The following is a 15979-nucleotide window of genomic DNA, read 5'->3' on the forward strand; positions in this document are numbered from 1 at the left end:
TCCGACATCAATCGTGAGAGATGAGATATTGAAATTAATAAGTTACCCCACCATATATAAATAGAGACAAGAATAGGACAGCGGTACGGGTATGACTCAGACCTTGGCTAATGTATACTCACACTAATTAATCGCCATTTTAGCGAAGAGACAAAGATGTTTGAGAATTTAACGGATCGATTATCCAAAACGCTGAAAAATATCAGTGGTAAAGGTCGTCTGACCGAAGACAACATTAAAGAAACCCTACGTGAAGTCCGAATGGCTCTACTTGAAGCTGACGTTGCGCTTCCGGTCGTTCGTGAATTTGTGAACCGCGTTAAAGAAAAAGCGGTGGGCGTAGAAGTTTCTAAATCTCTGACTCCAGGTCAGGAATTTATCAAGATCGTTCAAACAGAACTTGAAGCCGTAATGGGTGAGTCGAATGAGGCGCTAAACCTTGCTGCTCAACCACCTGCTGTGCTTCTTATGGCTGGTCTACAAGGTGCGGGTAAAACCACATCGGTAGGTAAGTTATCTAAGCTTCTAAAAGAACGTGACAAGAAGAAAGTCTTGGTTGTGTCTGCCGACGTTTACCGTCCTGCGGCAATCAAGCAGCTTGAAACACTGGCATCAGACATCGGTGTTGACTTCTTCCCATCATCACCAGACCAAAAGCCTATTGATATCGCCAATGCAGCGATTGACCATGCGAAGAAAAAGTTCTACGACGTACTTATTGTCGATACCGCAGGTCGTTTGGCAATTGATGAAGAGATGATGGGGGAGATCAAAGATCTTCACGCAGCTATCAACCCAGTAGAAACGCTATTTGTTGTTGACGCCATGACGGGTCAAGACGCAGCAAATACAGCAAAAGCCTTTGGCGATGCGCTACCTCTTACCGGTGTAGTTCTAACTAAGGTTGATGGTGATGCTCGTGGTGGTGCGGCACTTTCAGTACGCCATGTCACGGGCAAACCAATCAAATTCTTGGGTGTCGGTGAAAAAACTGACGCGCTAGAACCGTTCCACCCAGATCGTGTTGCTTCACGTATTCTTGGCATGGGTGACGTTCTGTCTTTGATTGAAGACCTACAACGCAACGTTGACCAAGAAAAGGCAGAAAAGTTAGCGAAGAAGTTCAAAGAGAAGAAAGGTTTCGACCTTGAAGATTTCCGTGAACAGCTAGGCCAGATGCAAAACATGGGCGGCATGATGGGGATGATGGATAAGCTTCCAGGAATGTCCCAGCTACCAGACAATGTGAAAGATAAAGTCGATGACAAGATGTTCAAACAGATGGAAGCGATCATCAGCTCCATGACAATGAAAGAACGTCAACGCCCAGAAATTATCAAGGGCTCGCGCAAGAAGCGTATCGCGGCTGGTTCTGGTGTGCAGGTTCAAGATGTAAACCGCTTACTAAAACAGTTCACCCAAATGCAGAAAATGATGAAAAAGATGCAAAAAGGTGGCATGAAAGGCATGATGCGCAACATGCAAGGCATGATGGGCGGCATGGGGGGTGGCGGTGGCTTCAACCCATTTGGTCGTTAATTAATCGATCACGCATAGATTCAGGGTGTTAGGTACGTCACAAACTTTAAATTCAATTTATGTTGGTGAAAAAGTAACTAAACTCCTTGCATTGCTCCGGGAGAAGAGTAAAATTCCGGAGCTTTATTTTGGCACGAGACCCCAAACTGTTTAATTTCTTGAATGGTTTTTGGGGTTAATTTTATTTTTGAGAAAGCAAAGAGGACGACATGGTAACCATTCGTTTGGCACGTCACGGCGCTAAAAAGCGTCCATTTTATCAAATCGTAGTAGCGGACAGCCGCAACGCTGCAACTGGCCGTTTCATCGAGAAAGTTGGTTTCTTCAACCCAACTGCTAAAGGTCAAGAAGAAGGTCTACGTCTAGACCTAGACCGCGTTAACCACTGGGTTGGTCAAGGCGCGTCAGTATCTGACCGTGTTGCTAAGCTAGTTAAAGACGCTCAAAAAGCGGCTTAATTTTTTACTTGAAAAGTAGAAACTAGTTTATGTCGATGAAAGGTAAAGAAACAATGAGCAACGAAAAGATTGTTGTAGGCAAGTTTGGTGCTACTTACGGCATTCGTGGTTGGCTTAAGGTTTTTTCCTACACAGACAATGCTGAAAGCATTTTCGATTACAGCCCTTGGTACATTAACCAAAAGGGCAAGTGGGTTGAGTACAAAGTAGAAAGCTGGAAGCGCCATAACAAAGGTATGGTGGCTAAGCTGGAAGGCATGGATGTTCGTGAAGACGCGCATCTAATGACGAACTTTGAAATTGCTATTGACCCTGCGGTACTTCCTGAATTGTCAGAAGATGAGTTCTACTGGCGCGAATTGTTTGGGATGCAAGTTGTAACCACTAAAGGTTACGATCTAGGTGTTGTTACTGACATGCTAGAAACTGGCTCAAACGATGTTCTGGTTGTTAAAGCAAATCTTAAAGATGCTTTCGGGCAGAAGGAACGATTAATCCCGTTCCTTGAAGAGCAAGTGATCATTAATGTTGATCGCGAAGCTCAACGGATCGAAGTTGACTGGGATCCTGGATTCTAATCTCCAAAATTACAGAGCGAGATAAACATGTGGGTTGGCGTTATTAGCCTTTTTCCAGAAATGTTCCGTTCTGTTACTGATTTTGGAGTAACAGGTCAAGCGGTTAAAAAAGGTCTTTTGTCGATTGAGACTTGGAATCCTAGAGATTTCACTCACGACAAACATCGCACAGTCGATGACCGACCTTACGGTGGTGGCCCTGGTATGTTAATGATGGTTCAGCCTTTGCGCGATGCCATTCATACCGCGAAAGCAGCCTCACCGGGCAAGACGAAAGTCATCTACCTTTCTCCTCAAGGTCGCAAGCTCGACCAGAAAGGGGTCGAAGAACTGGCAACGAATGAGAACTTGCTTCTGATTTGTGGTCGTTATGAAGGGGTAGATGAGCGCATCATTCAATCTGAAGTCGACGAAGAATGGTCGATTGGTGATTTTGTGATGACGGGGGGTGAGATACCAGCCATGACGTTAATCGACTCTGTCTCTCGGTTTGTTCCGGGTGTACTAGGGGATTTCGCGTCAGCAGAAGAAGACTCTTTTGCAAATGGCTTGTTAGATTGCCCTCACTATACGCGTCCAGAAGTATTGGATGACAAAGAGGTACCAGCTGTACTGATGTCAGGCAATCACAAGGACATTCGTCAATGGCGACTCAAGCAGTCGTTGGGCCGTACTTGGCTAAGAAGACCAGAGCTCCTGGAAAACCTAGCTCTGACTGACGAACAGGAACAATTACTTGCTGAGTTTGTTAATGAGCATAAAGCCATTAAAGAACATAACGCAAAGTAACCTAATTTATTTAGTATCAGTTTATTCTAGGAATTTAAAAAATGAGTAACATCATCAAAGCTCTTGAAGAAGAGCAAATGAAATCAGACCTACCTAAATTTGCACCAGGTGACACTGTTGTAGTTCAAGTTAAGGTAAAAGAAGGTGACCGTGAGCGTCTACAGGCTTTCGAAGGCGTTGTAATCGCAATCCGTAACCGTGGTCTACACTCTGCTTTCACTGTACGTAAGATCTCTAACGGTGAAGGTGTTGAGCGTACGTTCCAAACACACTCTCCAATCGTTGATAGCATCGAAGTTAAACGCCGTGGTGCAGTACGTCGTGCCAAGTTGTACTACCTACGTGAGCGTTCTGGTAAGTCTGCTCGTATCAAAGAGAAACTTGCTAAGAAGTAATGCTATAACTAGCGTTCTCATCTTAAACGGAGTCCTTTTAGGGCTCCGTTTTTTTATTTGTGTAATTAGCTTGCTCGTTTCTTTTCACCCGACCTGAACTGTCGATGCTCATGCACTGATGTACACTCCACGCCTCTGCCTTGCTGTGAATAGATTCCTGATGTCGCTATGGCTCCTCGGAATGACGGGAAATGATGATCAAATATTACTGGGTACTTTGGTTAAAATTCGTCATTCTGGATAGCGACGAAGGACCGTGATTCAGAATCTACTAGTCGAGCATGCAATTGTTTAAGTTGTTAGCTTCATCCTTGCTATGAGTAGATTCCTGATGCCGCTATGGCTCCTAGGAATGACAGGAAATGATGGTCAAAGATTATAGAGTACCGTGGTTAAAATTCGTCATTCTGGACAGCGACGAAGGAGCGTGATTCAGATTCCCCAAGAAGGAACCTAGGATCTTCCTTTACCCTAGGTCTTAATTTAGTACTGATCTTCAGACCAGCCATCACTATCGGACATATCGGGTGCGCCTGGGATGGTGTTTTCTTCATCTGCCCATTCACCAAAATCAATCATTTGGCATTGTTTACTGCAGAAAGGGCGATGAGGACTTTGTTCTCCCCATTCTACGTCGGCGCCACATTGTGGACATTGAACGATGGTAACTTTAGACATAGTTGAGCGTCCCATTACTAATTGGTGTTAAAGGGTAGTATACCTAAACGAATTAAAGATGGCTTATTCAACGCGCTATTGCTGCTACGAAATTTTATCAAATATAAGCGCAATAAAGCGTTGAATTTTAGATTATGGAGGCGAGGCGTAGTGTCGTCTTAGCTGCACACAGCAAGTTCAAATTCAATATCTTGTGTGCACGCTTGACCGTTTTCAAACGACATGAACTTGATCGCAAAGCGATTTTTATGACCTGAAATCATAGGATAAACGCCATATTCCATTGGGATGTGAAGTCTTAGAATGTTGGCTTCATCAGCGTCGCTTTGGAAGAAACCTGCACGACCGATTTGAGCTTTGAAATGTCCGGTCTCTCTAGTGAGCTTTAACCATAACGAAAGCGCATCAGATAAGGGCTTTAAGCTTGCTTGCCACTGTTGTGCATCACGCTTTTTACGTTCAATAGGTAGATGAAGCCAGTAGTGTAATGCTGGCAGATCAAAACAGCATGAACCACCCGGTAGATTAAAGCGTTGACGGATAGAGCTTAGGAAGCGATCTTCTTTTAATGCTTGGCCAAAACGTTCAGCACTCATTAGTTGGCTATGAACGACATCTATCTCTTGTAGCAAGGTATTTAATGCGTCTTGATCGACACCATCAACATTGAGCCAATGGCGGTACGACAGCCGTTGCTTCTCAAGATCTTTAGCCAGTTCACTTTTCAGTTGGATTTGTTCGAAGATCTCAACCATATCGAATAACGCACGGAAAAACAGTTGATACTGATGATTTTCGCTAAACCCAGAGGCCAAGTGAGCCTGACGCAGCAGAGACTCCACTCTTAGATAAATACGAGTTTTCTCATTTAACGGATGTTCAAATTTGTGCGTGGTCATCGACATAAGCCTTTGTGAGTTTCGTTCCTATTTTCGCAGATTTTTCTTACACATGGCTAGGTACTTTTCGTGCAAATCTGTGATTTGAAGCAAAAGATCAGGGTCACTTGGATTATTCTTAACCACATCTTCTGCAAGCGCGAGCCTTTGCTCTCTTGATGCTTGAGAGGCAAGGATGGCGCGAACTTGATCTTCACTCACATTGTCTCGTTTCATCGTGCGAGATATCTGTGTATTCGGTTCTACATCGACGACAAGAACGCGATCACACAAACTATCTAGCTTGTTTTCTACGAGCAACGGCACCACAAGTAACGCATACTCTGAAGTGACTTGCTGCAAATCTTCGATCATCTTTTCACGAATTATCGGGTGCAACAGTGCGTTGAGCCATGCTTTTTCATCTGAATTCGAAAAGATTTTTTCTCTCAGCTTTGCGCGATCTAAAGTTTGGTCTTCACGAACGATATCGTGACCAAAGTGTTCAATAATCGCGTTTAGGCCGGGAGTACCTGGCTCGACAACTTCTCTTGCGACAATGTCGGCATCGACGATATCGATTTTAAATTGTTGTTTGAACAGATTCGCGACGGTTGTTTTTCCACTAGCGATACCACCTGTTAAACCAATAACCAAAGCCATTTACACTCCTAGAACTGAAGTAAAGTACCAGTTTAAAATCTGGTCGCCCCAAATTAAGCTTATCCAACCAGCAATTGCTAAGTAAGGACCGAAAGGGAAAGCTTTTTCAATTCCCTGCTTTTGCAAGCGTAGTTGAATGATGCCAAATACGATGCCAACCACAGAAGAAAGTAGAATGATCATCGGCAGTGACTGCCAACCTAGCCAAGCTCCTAGTGCCGCCAGTAGTTTAAAATCACCATACCCCATTCCTTCTTTACCGGTAAGTAACTTAAAGCCCCAGTAAACGGACCAGAGACATAGGTAACCAGCAATAGCACCAATGACAGAATCTTGTAGAGTAACAGGACTTATTTCGACTAATGCTAAGGCAATGCCAGCCCAAGTTAATGGTAATGTTAATTGGTCAGGTAACAACATAGTATCGAGATCGATAAATGTTGCGGCGATTAAGATAAAAGTAAAAAAGAGTAGGGCAACGGTAAAGTAACTAAAACCAAAGTAATAAGCTATAAAGCCTGAACAGAACGCGGTGAGCAGTTCAATCAGTGGATAGCGTGCACTAATGGTTGCCTGACAGTTGTGACATTTGCCTTTTAAAAGCAGCCAGCTAATCACAGGAATGTTGTCGCGAATACGTATCGGTGTTGCGCATTTCTGGCAGGAGGAGCGTGGGACGCTTAAGGTCAGCACTTCTTTAGGAGGTTCTATTTTGTATTCAGGAAATGACTCGGCACATTCGCGTCGCCATTCTAGTTCCATGATTTTAGGTAGTCGATAAATAACCACATTGAGGAAGCTACCCACGATCAGACCGAAGATGGTGGCAAACACAACGAATAGCCAAGGGTAGTACTGGAATACTTCCATATTTGTCTCTTGAGCGATGAGTGAAATCAGCAAGATGCTGTTTTAAAGGAGTTAACAGCTCATTCTAGCCCAATACACTCATTAAGTTAAAGATTGGCAAGTACATTGCTGTCACTAATCCGCCAACAACGATACCTAAAAATACGATAATTAGTGGCTCTAGAATTTTACTAAGGTTGTCGACGGTGTTGTCGACTTCAAACTCGTAGATCGTTGCAACTTTATTGAGCATATCGTCAAGTCGACCAGACTCTTCACCGATCATAACCATTTGTAACACCAATTCAGGGAACACATTACAGTTGCGCATGGCTACATACATTGGCATACCTGCGGCGGTATCACGGTACACTTCTTCTATGGCGAGTTGATAGTGTAAGTTTCCTGAGGTTTTTGATGTGGTTTTTAAACTGGTTAGAATTGGAATACCCGCTGTAAAGCTTGTGGCGAGTGTTCGACTAAATTTGGCGATAGCGGCTTTTGATAATACAGGGCCCAGAACAGGAAATTTAAGCACAGAGCGGTTGAGCATTAAGCGAAAAGAATCTGAACGCTTAGAGAGGATTCTCGCCGAGGTGAATAAACTAATGGAGCCTAGTGCGATAAACGGACTCCAGTTTTGTGTCCAGGCGGAAAGATCTAACACTTGCCTGGTAAACCAAGGTAAATCAGCACCAAAACCAACAAACATTTTTTCGAACTCGGGAATGACTTTGGTGAGCATGATAAACGACACGCCTAACGCGACTAGCACTACCATCGCTGGGTAAATCAGTGCTTTGATCACTTTCGCACGGAGTTGTTCATTTTTTTCTCGGTAGGTGGCTAAGCGCTCGAATACTTCCGCTAAGTTACCGGATTGCTCACCTGTTGCGATAAGGTCGGTATAGAGTGGGTCAAAGTGTTCACTTGCAGTGCGCATGGCTTTTGACATAGGCGTACCCGCTTCGACGGCGCGTGTTACGCTCATCAAAATGGATTTCATCTCTGCTTTTTTGTGATTTTCTGATACCAATTTTAAAGCCTGAACTAAGGGCACACCGGTTATCAACATCGTCGAAATTTGACGGGTAAACACCGTGATGTCTCTGCCTTTTACGCGATGGCTGAGTTTAGTGAGAAACGAGATACTGCTTTTCTTTAACTTCTTGATCTTGATATGCTGTGCGTTTAGACGTTCGCGTACTTCAATTTCTGTCATCGCGAGGGTTTGTCCAGACGTCTTTTTGCCAGAACTATTGATGCCTTTCCAGCGGAAGTTTTTAAGTTGTGGTGTAGTGCTTTTCATGGATGTGACTGCTGATTAAAGGATTAAAAATAAAGTACACGCTGTAGTTCACTAAAACTTGTGATCCCTTGTTTGAGTTTTTCTATGCCCGACATTTGTAACGTGCTCATACCATTTGCGATGGCGAGTTTTTCTAGTTCATGTACCGAGGCACCTTTAATAAGCGCTTCGGAAAGAAATTCATCAAAGCGCATCACTTCATAAATCCCCGTCCGGCCGGAATAACCATGGGTACACTCATTGCATCCATCGGGATTGGCTTTAAAAATGTTGTCGCTTGCTTGAATTCCAAGATGTTGTAGCTGAACCGTAAGCTCTTGTGATTGTTTACAGTGCGAGCACAGTTTACGGGCCAAGCGCTGGGCAATAATCAAACTAAGAGATGAGGCCAAGTTAAAGCTTTCTACGCCCATGTTTGATAAACGAATAACCGTTTCAGCCGCAGAATTGGTATGTAAGGTTGAAAGTACTAAATGACCAGTTTGCGAGGCTTTTATAGCGATTTCGGCGGTGTCTAAGTCACGAATCTCACCGACCATTACCACATCGGGGTCTTGACGTAAGAAAGAGCGCAGTGCTTCGGCAAAACCAAAACCAATCTTAGGCTGGACTTGAACTTGGTTAATGCCCGATAAGTTAATTTCTACTGGGTCTTCTGCCGTAGAAATGTTGATTTCTGGTTTATTGAGGATACTCAGCCCGGTGTACAAAGAAACGGTTTTTCCGCTCCCTGTTGGGCCTGTCATCAGAATCATGCCTTGTGGGCGACGCAGCGCATCCAAGTACAATTGTTTTTGTTGTTCGCTATAACCAAGCTTGTCGATATCCAATGACGCAGAGCTGCTGTCGAGCAGTCGTAGTACAATTTTCTCTCCGAATAGAGTCGGTAGCGTGGATACACGCATATCAATTGCGGTGTCTTGATTCAACTTGAGCTTAATACGCCCATCTTGTGGTAAACGTCGCTCTGCAATATCAAGTTTAGAGAGGATTTTGATACGAGCGGATAAGCGGCGACTTAAGTGGCTTGGTGGCTGCTGTGTTTCAATTAAGATGCCATCACAGCGTAGGCGCACGCGGTACATCTTTTCATAAGGCTCAAAGTGGATATCGGATGCGCCTTTGCGCACAGCGTCCAACAGAATTTGGTTGATGTAACGGCTAACAGGAGACTCATCTTGGCTCAAGTCTTCAATGTTGTCGATTTCATCTGCGCCCACGTCAACCAGATTGGCTAACTCTTCTTGGTTGATCTCTTTTAACCCGGACTTCTCATGACTCAATGAACGACCATACAAGCGTCGAATTGCCGCGCTGAGTTGACTAAAATCCCCCAAGACCAATTCAACCTGTAAACCAGTGGCAAAGCGAAAATCATCTTCTGCTTGTTGGTTGGTGGGGTCGGCAACGGCGAGTAATAACGTTGAAGACGTACGCTGGAGTGGGAGTGCGTTATGCCGCGTGATTAATTCCCTAAGGCCAAGTTGCTGACAAAGCGAAGCATACTCGTACTGAGATAACTCGGGCTGATTTAAACCAAAGAGAGAACTTAAGTGCTCAGCGAGTTCGCTTGATGTAAATAATCCAGAACTGAGTAAAGCCTCTGGCATCGAAATGCCAGAAGCTTTGACTTGCTCTATTAACGATTCTTCTTGGGAAAACGTCAGTACTCCTCTTTGGCGAAGAACCGTGGATAAGTTGGTTAACATTAACAACTAGTTATTGGCAGCCATCAATTGCTGGGACTGTACCAGCACGAGCACAAGACCAACCTTCGGTTGCACTACGAGAGAAAGTTAAAGTATCACTCGAGGTCATTGAGCTATTTGAACCAAAAGCAAATTCTAGAGTTGGTACCGCACCTGAACCAGATCCAATTGCTGATGTTAGTGTGCCTAAATCGTTAGCTGAAGCTACTGAACCTAAATCAGAAAGACCAGCAGCCGAGCTCGTTCCATTTTCTTGATAATAGAGTTCAGCCGGAGTAATTAGGGACTTTAACGTAGCAAGAGCTGATGCGGCTTCTGATTTTTTTACGTAGTCTTGATAAGCTGGTATGGCGACGGCTGCCAAAACACCAATAATAGCCACTACAATCATCAATTCAATCAAGGTAAAACCTTGCTGTTTTTTCTGTTTACTGTTTTTCATTTTTAACCCTTTCTAAAAAATTAATAATGCTCTTGCATTAGCGAAAGATTATGGAGAGTTAAGGTGGGTTGAAAATGGGGAAGGGATGGGCTCTCGAGTGAGATAAAACTCTTTGGTGAAAAGTTGCATATCGCATGCAGAGTTTTGCGAGTAGTACTATTTTTTTAGTGGATAAAAAGAAAGGGCCAATTGGCCCTTTTAAATGATGAATTACTCACAACTCACTGAGTTAGTTGAAGTAATTTCAGATTTGTTGCTTTTATTATTTGAAGCGCATCGAAAGATCCATCGCTTTTAAATGCTTAGTCAACGCGCCTACCGAAATGTAATCGACACCGGTTTCTGCGTATTCTGCGATGGTCTCTAGCGTAATGTTGCCGGAGTTCTCTAAAGCGGCACGACCTGCGTTAATCGCTACGGCTTCACGCATCATTTCTTTTGTGAAGTTATCGAGCATGATGATGTCGGCACCAGCCTCTATCGCTTGTTTCAACTCTTCTAAGCTTTCCGTTTCTACTTCTACCGGTTTGCCTGGGTTAAGCTCTTTCGCTTTTTGGATGGCTTGAGTGATGCCACCACAAGCAATAATGTGGTTTTCTTTAATGAGGTAAGCGTCGAACACGCCGATGCGATGGTTAAAGCCACCACCACACGTCACGGCGTATTTTAGTGCGCTACGCAGACCAGGAATGGTTTTGCGTGTGTCTAGTAGACGACACTCAGTATGCGCGATTTTTTCAGCGTACTCTGCGGTAACTGTTGCGCAGCCAGACAACGTTTGGATGAAGTTCATTGCGTTACGCTCACCAGTCAACAAGTCACGAGCAGGGCCTGTCAGCGTGCAAAGGGTTTGGTTAGGTTCGACTTTATCGCCGTCCTTTACGTGCCATTCAATACTGACCTTGCCACCGAGCTGCTTAAAAACTTCATCTGCCCATGCTTGACCACAGAACACACCATACTCACGAGTAATAATCGTTGCGGTATTAACCGCATCGGCAGGGATCAAAGATGCAGTAATGTCATTATCTGCGTCGACACTGCCACCTAGATCTTCTTTTAAGGTATCAGCGACAGAGCGAGTGATCTCTAAAGGGAGTTGTTGTTTAAGGTATTCTAGGCGTTCTTGAATGTTGTGTGTGTTCTTCATCGCAAATCTTGTCTTGAAAGGGAGATGGCAACGAATGATACTCTCCGGTGTCAATAATTTCAGCAGTTAATTTGCAAAGTAGAGAGGTTGATATGCGCCCAATTATCGAGAATGGCTGGCTGACACAAGCAAAGCATGTTCCGTCACCATTTTTTGATGCCCGCTCTGATATAAACGACATCTCTCTGCTGGTGGTACACAATATCAGTTTGCCTCCTGGGCAGTTTGGTGGACCATATATAGAGGACTTCTTCACTGGCAAGCTAGACCCAAATGAACATCCATTTTTTGAAGTCATTCACAAAATGGGCGTTTCTGCACATTGCTTGATTAAAAGAAACGGCGAGGTTGTTCAATTTGTTTCTTTTCTTGATAGAGCATGGCATGCCGGTCAATCCAGTTTCGCAGGCAGGGAGCGTTGTAATGACTATTCCATTGGTATCGAGCTTGAAGGGACAGAATTTACTGCCTACACAGAAGCGCAATATCAATCACTTGCAGAGATCACTGAGGTGATTATGCAGTCTTATCCTCAAATCACCCCGCCACGAATTACCGGTCATCAATATATTGCGCCCTTGAGAAAAAGCGATCCTGGTCTAAGCTTTGATTGGGTGAAATATAGACTGCTTATACAGCGTTGATTTGTAGCGAAAGTGTAAATTCAAAAAAGCGAAATAAATAAGGCATACGATCAGGTATGCCTTTTTTTGATACCAGAAATATTAATGATTGTTAAAAGTTAACTACATTTTTACGCTCGCACATGCCGTTTTGGTGAATAAATAGACTGATAATTTTGTCATTTTCTGTATTTCTTTTCCAAAACTGCTAGCACGTCGACTTCCCATTTGTATGCTTTATGTAATTGGTCATACCAATTCTATTGCTGTTTTAACAGTCGATTGTTATCAGAGTGTTGGAAGTAAGCTCGTTCTATGATTTAGGTCAATTTTCGGCTGGACAGTGGCGTTTTAATTATGTTAATTTCTGCACCAACTTAAAATTGGTATTACCAATTACCTGCAAGAGTAGAAGAACAATAAATTATGGCTTATCAAAGGATTCGTCAGCCAAAACTCTCTGATGTTATAGAACAAGAGTTAGAAAGGTTGATAGTGGAAGGAACATTGTCTCCGGGGCAACAACTGCCTCCAGAGCGTGAACTGGCAAAACAGTTCGATGTGTCTCGTCCTTCAGTCCGAGAAGCCATTCAACGCTTGGAAGCGAAGCGTTTGTTGACTCGTCGCCAAGGTGGCGGAACATTCGTAAGTGAGAATATCTGGAAGAGCTTTTCAGATCCCTTGTTGAATTTGTTGTCTAGTCATTCTGAAACCCAGCTTGATGTGCTTGAGTCTCGTCATGCGATGGAAGGAATTTCAGCCTACTTTGCAGCTTTACGTGGTACCGAAGAAGATTTTGCGCGTATTCAAGGTTGCCTTGAGCGCATTAGCCAAGAGCAAGCAAACAACGATATCGAAGCTGAATCTGCGGAAGTAATGCAATTTTTGATCGCTTTGACAGAAGCCGCGCACAACGTGGTTTTGTTGCACATTGTTCGAAGCTTAGCACCTTTGCTTGAGCAAAATATTCTACAAAATTTTAAATTACTACGTCGCCGCCCAGAAGCGGTCGAGAAAGTCAGTAAACACCGAGCCAATATCGTGGATGCGATTGTTTCTGGTCAGCCTGAAAAGGCGCGAGAAATGTCCCACTCGCACTTGGCTTACATCGAAGAAACATTGTTGGATTTGACTCGAGAAGAGTCTCGACGAGAGCGTTCTCTACGTCGAATTCAGCAGGGTAATGACTCGTAAGAGCGTTACTTAAATAAGTAGATCCAACCAACAGAAGGATAGATCGCCATGTCTGATATGAAGCATGACGTAGATGCACTGGAAACTCAAGAATGGCTACAAGCGCTTGAGTCAGTTGTACGTGAAGAAGGTCTAGAGCGTGCTCAATTCCTATTAGAGCAAGTTCTAGATAAAGCACGTCTAGACGGTGTTGATATGCCAACAGGTATCACAACTAACTACATCAACACGATTCCTGCAGACCAAGAACCAGCATACCCAGGTGACACAACACTTGAGCGTCGTATTCGCTCAATTATTCGTTGGAACGCTATCATGATCGTTCTACGTGCATCTAAGAAAGACCTAGAGCTAGGCGGCCACATGGCGTCTTTCCAGTCTTCTGCTGCGTTCTACGAGACATGTTTCAACCACTTCTTCCGTGCACCAAACGAGAAGGATGGTGGCGACCTAGTTTACTACCAAGGTCACATTTCACCAGGTATCTACTCACGTGCATTCGTTGAAGGTCGTCTAACTGAAGAGCAGCTAGACAACTTCCGTCAAGAAGTAGACGGCAAAGGTATTCCTTCATACCCGCACCCTAAACTGATGCCTGAATTCTGGCAGTTCCCGACAGTATCGATGGGCCTAGGTCCAATCGCTTCTATCTACCAAGCTCGTTTCCTTAAGTACCTAGAAGGCCGTGGTCTTAAAGATACTTCAGAGCAGCGCGTTTACGCGTTCCTAGGTGACGGTGAGATGGATGAGCCAGAATCACGTGGTGCTATCTCTTTCGCTGCGCGTGAGAAACTAGACAACCTATGCTTCCTAATCAACTGTAACCTACAGCGTCTAGATGGCCCTGTAATGGGTAACGGTAAGATCATTCAAGAACTTGAAGGTCTGTTCAAAGGTGCTGGTTGGAACGTAGTGAAGGTAATCTGGGGTAACAACTGGGATTCACTACTAGCTAAAGATACGACTGGTAAGCTTCTACAGCTTATGAATGAAACGATCGACGGCGACTACCAAACATTCAAATCAAAAGATGGCGCGTACGTACGTGAGCACTTCTTTGGTAAGTACCCAGAGACAGCTGCACTTGTTGCTGACATGACTGATGACGAAATCTTCGCACTTAAGCGTGGTGGTCACGAGTCTTCTAAGCTATACGCGGCATACAAAAACGCGGCAGAAACTAAAGGTCGTCCAACAGTAATCCTAGCTAAGACTGTTAAAGGTTACGGCATGGGTGAAGCGGCTGAAGGTAAGAACATCGCGCACCAAGTTAAGAAGATGGATATGACTCACGTACTACACCTACGTGATCGTCTAGGCCTTCAAGACATCCTAACTGACGAAGCAGTGAAAGAACTTCCGTACCTGAAACTTGAAGAAGGTTCAAAAGAGTACGAATACCTACACGCTCGTCGTAAAGCGCTACACGGCTACACGCCACAGCGTCTACCAAAATTCACTCAAGAATTCATCGTTCCTGAGCTAGAAGAATTCAAGCCACTACTAGAAGAACAGAAGCGTGATATCTCTTCTACTATGGCATTCGTACGTGCGCTAAACGTTCTACTTAAGAACAAGAACATTGGTAAGAACATCGTTCCTATCATTGCTGACGAAGCACGTACATTCGGTATGGAAGGTCTGTTCCGTCAAATCGGTATCTACAACCCGCACGGCCAAACTTACACACCAGAAGACCGTGGCGTTGTTTCTTACTACAAAGAAGCGACTTCAGGTCAGGTTCTACAAGAAGGTATCAACGAGCTAGGTGCTATGTCTTCATGGGTTGCTGCTGCGACTTCATACTCGACAAACGACCTACCAATGATCCCGTTCTACATCTACTACTCAATGTTCGGCTTCCAACGTGTTGGCGACATGGCGTGGATGGCTGGTGACCAACAAGCACGTGGTTTCCTACTAGGTGCAACTGCGGGTCGTACAACGTTGAACGGTGAAGGTCTACAGCACGAAGACGGCCACTCGCACATTTTGGCGGGTACGGTTCCTAACTGTATTTCTTACGACCCAACATTCGCGTACGAAGTAGCAGTAATCATGCAAGACGGTATCCGTCGCATGTACGGTCCAGAACAAGAAAATGTGTTCTACTACCTAACGCTAATGAACGAAAACTACGCAATGCCAGCAATGCCAGAAGGCGCTGAAGAAGGCATCCGTAAAGGTATCTACAAGCTAGAAACTTACACGGGCGACAAAGCGAAAGTTCAGCTAATGAGCTCTGGTACTATCATGAATGAAGTACGTAAAGCAGCTCAAATCCTAAGCGAAGATTATGGTGTTGCTTCTGATGTTTACTCTGTAACGTCATTCAACGAACTAACTCGCGATGGCCAAGATGCAGAGCGTTTCAACATGCTTCACCCAGAAGCGGAAGCGAAAGTACCTTACATCCAAACAGTAATGGGTACTGAACCTGCTATCGCAGCAACTGACTACATGAAGAACTACGCAGAGCAGGTTCGTGCATACATTCCTGCTGAGTCTTTCAAAGTTCTTGGTACTGATGGTTTCGGTCGTTCAGACAGCCGTGAAAACCTACGTCGTCACTTCGAAGTGAACGCAGGTTACGTAGTAGTAGCAGCGCTAACTGAACTAGCGAAACGTGGCGAAGTTGAGAAATCTGTAGTTGCAGAAGCAATTAAGAAATTCGACATCGACACAGAGAAAACAAACCCGCTATACGCTTAATTAAGAAGGTAGA

Annotated in this window: 16 protein-coding genes; 8 read left to right on the forward strand and 8 right to left on the reverse strand. The window is 44.3% G+C overall.

What is annotated here, in order from left to right; all coding sequences use genetic code 11:
• Positions 1-156: 156 nt before the first annotated feature.
• From ffh to rplS, 5 genes are all read left to right on the forward strand, one after another.
• Entirely contained in the window at positions 157-1539 is a 1383-nt protein-coding gene (ffh, locus tag R7Q09_RS16925; protein WP_005385423.1) for a signal recognition particle protein, read from the forward strand.
• A gap of 209 nt (positions 1540-1748) precedes the next feature.
• Positions 1749-1997: a 30S ribosomal protein S16 gene (gene rpsP, locus R7Q09_RS16930; RefSeq protein WP_005379962.1), complete on the forward strand. Its 249-nt coding sequence runs from the start codon at positions 1749-1751 to the stop codon at positions 1995-1997.
• Between the two features lie 29 nt (positions 1998-2026).
• Positions 2027-2575, forward strand: coding sequence for a ribosome maturation factor RimM (gene rimM, locus R7Q09_RS16935; RefSeq protein WP_005379964.1), 549 nt, complete (start codon positions 2027-2029; stop codon positions 2573-2575).
• 27 nt (positions 2576-2602) lie between these two features.
• Complete coding sequence (gene trmD / locus R7Q09_RS16940) at positions 2603-3364, forward strand: tRNA (guanosine(37)-N1)-methyltransferase TrmD (protein ID WP_005385420.1); 762 nt, start codon at positions 2603-2605, stop codon at positions 3362-3364.
• Between the two features lie 41 nt (positions 3365-3405).
• Positions 3406-3759: a 50S ribosomal protein L19 gene (rplS, locus tag R7Q09_RS16945; protein ID WP_005379971.1), complete on the forward strand. Its 354-nt coding sequence runs from the start codon at positions 3406-3408 to the stop codon at positions 3757-3759.
• A gap of 483 nt (positions 3760-4242) precedes the next feature.
• On the opposite strand, the gene yacG is transcribed toward rplS, so the two are convergent.
• The 8 genes from yacG to nadC form a co-directional block, all read right to left on the reverse strand.
• Positions 4243-4437, reverse strand: a complete 195-nt coding sequence (gene yacG, locus R7Q09_RS16950; RefSeq protein WP_017635922.1) for a DNA gyrase inhibitor YacG — start codon at positions 4435-4437, stop codon at positions 4243-4245.
• Positions 4438-4595: 158 nt separating this feature from the next.
• Positions 4596-5336: a cell division protein ZapD gene (gene zapD / locus R7Q09_RS16955; protein WP_017820392.1), complete on the reverse strand. Its 741-nt coding sequence runs from the start codon at positions 5334-5336 to the stop codon at positions 4596-4598.
• Between the two features lie 27 nt (positions 5337-5363).
• Positions 5364-5978 carry a dephospho-CoA kinase gene (gene coaE / locus R7Q09_RS16960; protein WP_318071121.1) on the reverse strand — a complete coding sequence of 205 codons (615 nt, stop codon included), beginning with the start codon at positions 5976-5978 and terminating at the stop codon, positions 5364-5366.
• A complete protein-coding gene (locus R7Q09_RS16965) occupies positions 5979-6848 on the reverse strand; it encodes a prepilin peptidase (RefSeq protein ID WP_017635919.1) in 870 nt (289 codons plus the stop codon).
• A gap of 64 nt (positions 6849-6912) precedes the next feature.
• A complete protein-coding gene (locus R7Q09_RS16970) occupies positions 6913-8136 on the reverse strand; it encodes a type II secretion system F family protein (protein WP_258481689.1) in 1224 nt (407 codons plus the stop codon).
• Between the two features lie 23 nt (positions 8137-8159).
• Complete coding sequence (gene pilB / locus R7Q09_RS16975; protein ID WP_318071122.1) at positions 8160-9845, reverse strand: type IV-A pilus assembly ATPase PilB; 1686 nt, start codon at positions 9843-9845, stop codon at positions 8160-8162.
• A 10-nt stretch (positions 9846-9855) separates the two neighbouring features.
• Positions 9856-10287 carry a prepilin-type N-terminal cleavage/methylation domain-containing protein gene (locus R7Q09_RS16980; protein WP_042521333.1) on the reverse strand — a complete coding sequence of 144 codons (432 nt, stop codon included), beginning with the start codon at positions 10285-10287 and terminating at the stop codon, positions 9856-9858.
• A 262-nt stretch (positions 10288-10549) separates the two neighbouring features.
• A complete protein-coding gene (nadC, locus tag R7Q09_RS16985; protein ID WP_054576329.1) occupies positions 10550-11437 on the reverse strand; it encodes a carboxylating nicotinate-nucleotide diphosphorylase in 888 nt (295 codons plus the stop codon).
• A gap of 92 nt (positions 11438-11529) precedes the next feature.
• Here nadC and ampD point away from each other — a divergent pair, with 92 nt between their 5' ends.
• The 3 genes from ampD (at position 11530) to aceE (ending at position 15966) form a co-directional block, all read left to right on the forward strand.
• Positions 11530-12081, forward strand: a complete 552-nt coding sequence (ampD, locus tag R7Q09_RS16990) for a 1,6-anhydro-N-acetylmuramyl-L-alanine amidase AmpD (RefSeq protein WP_042521337.1) — start codon at positions 11530-11532, stop codon at positions 12079-12081.
• 405 nt (positions 12082-12486) lie between these two features.
• On the forward strand, positions 12487-13254 hold the full coding sequence (gene pdhR / locus R7Q09_RS16995; RefSeq protein WP_005379989.1) for a pyruvate dehydrogenase complex transcriptional repressor PdhR: 768 nt from the start codon (positions 12487-12489) through the stop codon (positions 13252-13254).
• Positions 13255-13302: 48 nt separating this feature from the next.
• Positions 13303-15966, forward strand: coding sequence for a pyruvate dehydrogenase (acetyl-transferring), homodimeric type (gene aceE, locus R7Q09_RS17000; protein WP_005386612.1), 2664 nt, complete (start codon positions 13303-13305; stop codon positions 15964-15966).
• The last annotated feature ends 13 nt before the right edge of the window (positions 15967-15979 follow it).

Source organism: Vibrio sp. 2130-1, assembly GCF_033339515.1.

What these genes read in the sequence shown, in the direction of transcription:
- pilB (WP_318071122.1), bottom strand. Translation starts at nt 9,845, where the DNA reads ATGTTAACCAACTTATCCACGGTTCTTCGCCAAAGAGGAGTACTGACG.
- ampD (WP_042521337.1), top strand. Translation starts at nt 11,530, where the DNA reads ATGCGCCCAATTATCGAGAATGGCTGGCTGACACAAGCAAAGCATGTT.
- rpsP (WP_005379962.1), top strand. Translation starts at nt 1,749, where the DNA reads ATGGTAACCATTCGTTTGGCACGTCACGGCGCTAAAAAGCGTCCATTT.
- zapD (WP_017820392.1), bottom strand. Translation starts at nt 5,336, where the DNA reads ATGACCACGCACAAATTTGAACATCCGTTAAATGAGAAAACTCGTATT.
- rplS (WP_005379971.1), top strand. Translation starts at nt 3,406, where the DNA reads ATGAGTAACATCATCAAAGCTCTTGAAGAAGAGCAAATGAAATCAGAC.
- ffh (WP_005385423.1), top strand. Translation starts at nt 157, where the DNA reads ATGTTTGAGAATTTAACGGATCGATTATCCAAAACGCTGAAAAATATC.
- rimM (WP_005379964.1), top strand. Translation starts at nt 2,027, where the DNA reads ATGTCGATGAAAGGTAAAGAAACAATGAGCAACGAAAAGATTGTTGTA.
- R7Q09_RS16965 (WP_017635919.1), bottom strand. Translation starts at nt 6,848, where the DNA reads ATGGAAGTATTCCAGTACTACCCTTGGCTATTCGTTGTGTTTGCCACC.
- pdhR (WP_005379989.1), top strand. Translation starts at nt 12,487, where the DNA reads ATGGCTTATCAAAGGATTCGTCAGCCAAAACTCTCTGATGTTATAGAA.
- yacG (WP_017635922.1), bottom strand. Translation starts at nt 4,437, where the DNA reads ATGTCTAAAGTTACCATCGTTCAATGTCCACAATGTGGCGCCGACGTA.
- aceE (WP_005386612.1), top strand. Translation starts at nt 13,303, where the DNA reads ATGTCTGATATGAAGCATGACGTAGATGCACTGGAAACTCAAGAATGG.
- R7Q09_RS16970 (WP_258481689.1), bottom strand. Translation starts at nt 8,136, where the DNA reads ATGAAAAGCACTACACCACAACTTAAAAACTTCCGCTGGAAAGGCATC.
- coaE (WP_318071121.1), bottom strand. Translation starts at nt 5,978, where the DNA reads ATGGCTTTGGTTATTGGTTTAACAGGTGGTATCGCTAGTGGAAAAACA.
- nadC (WP_054576329.1), bottom strand. Translation starts at nt 11,437, where the DNA reads ATGAAGAACACACACAACATTCAAGAACGCCTAGAATACCTTAAACAA.
- trmD (WP_005385420.1), top strand. Translation starts at nt 2,603, where the DNA reads ATGTGGGTTGGCGTTATTAGCCTTTTTCCAGAAATGTTCCGTTCTGTT.
- R7Q09_RS16980 (WP_042521333.1), bottom strand. Translation starts at nt 10,287, where the DNA reads ATGAAAAACAGTAAACAGAAAAAACAGCAAGGTTTTACCTTGATTGAA.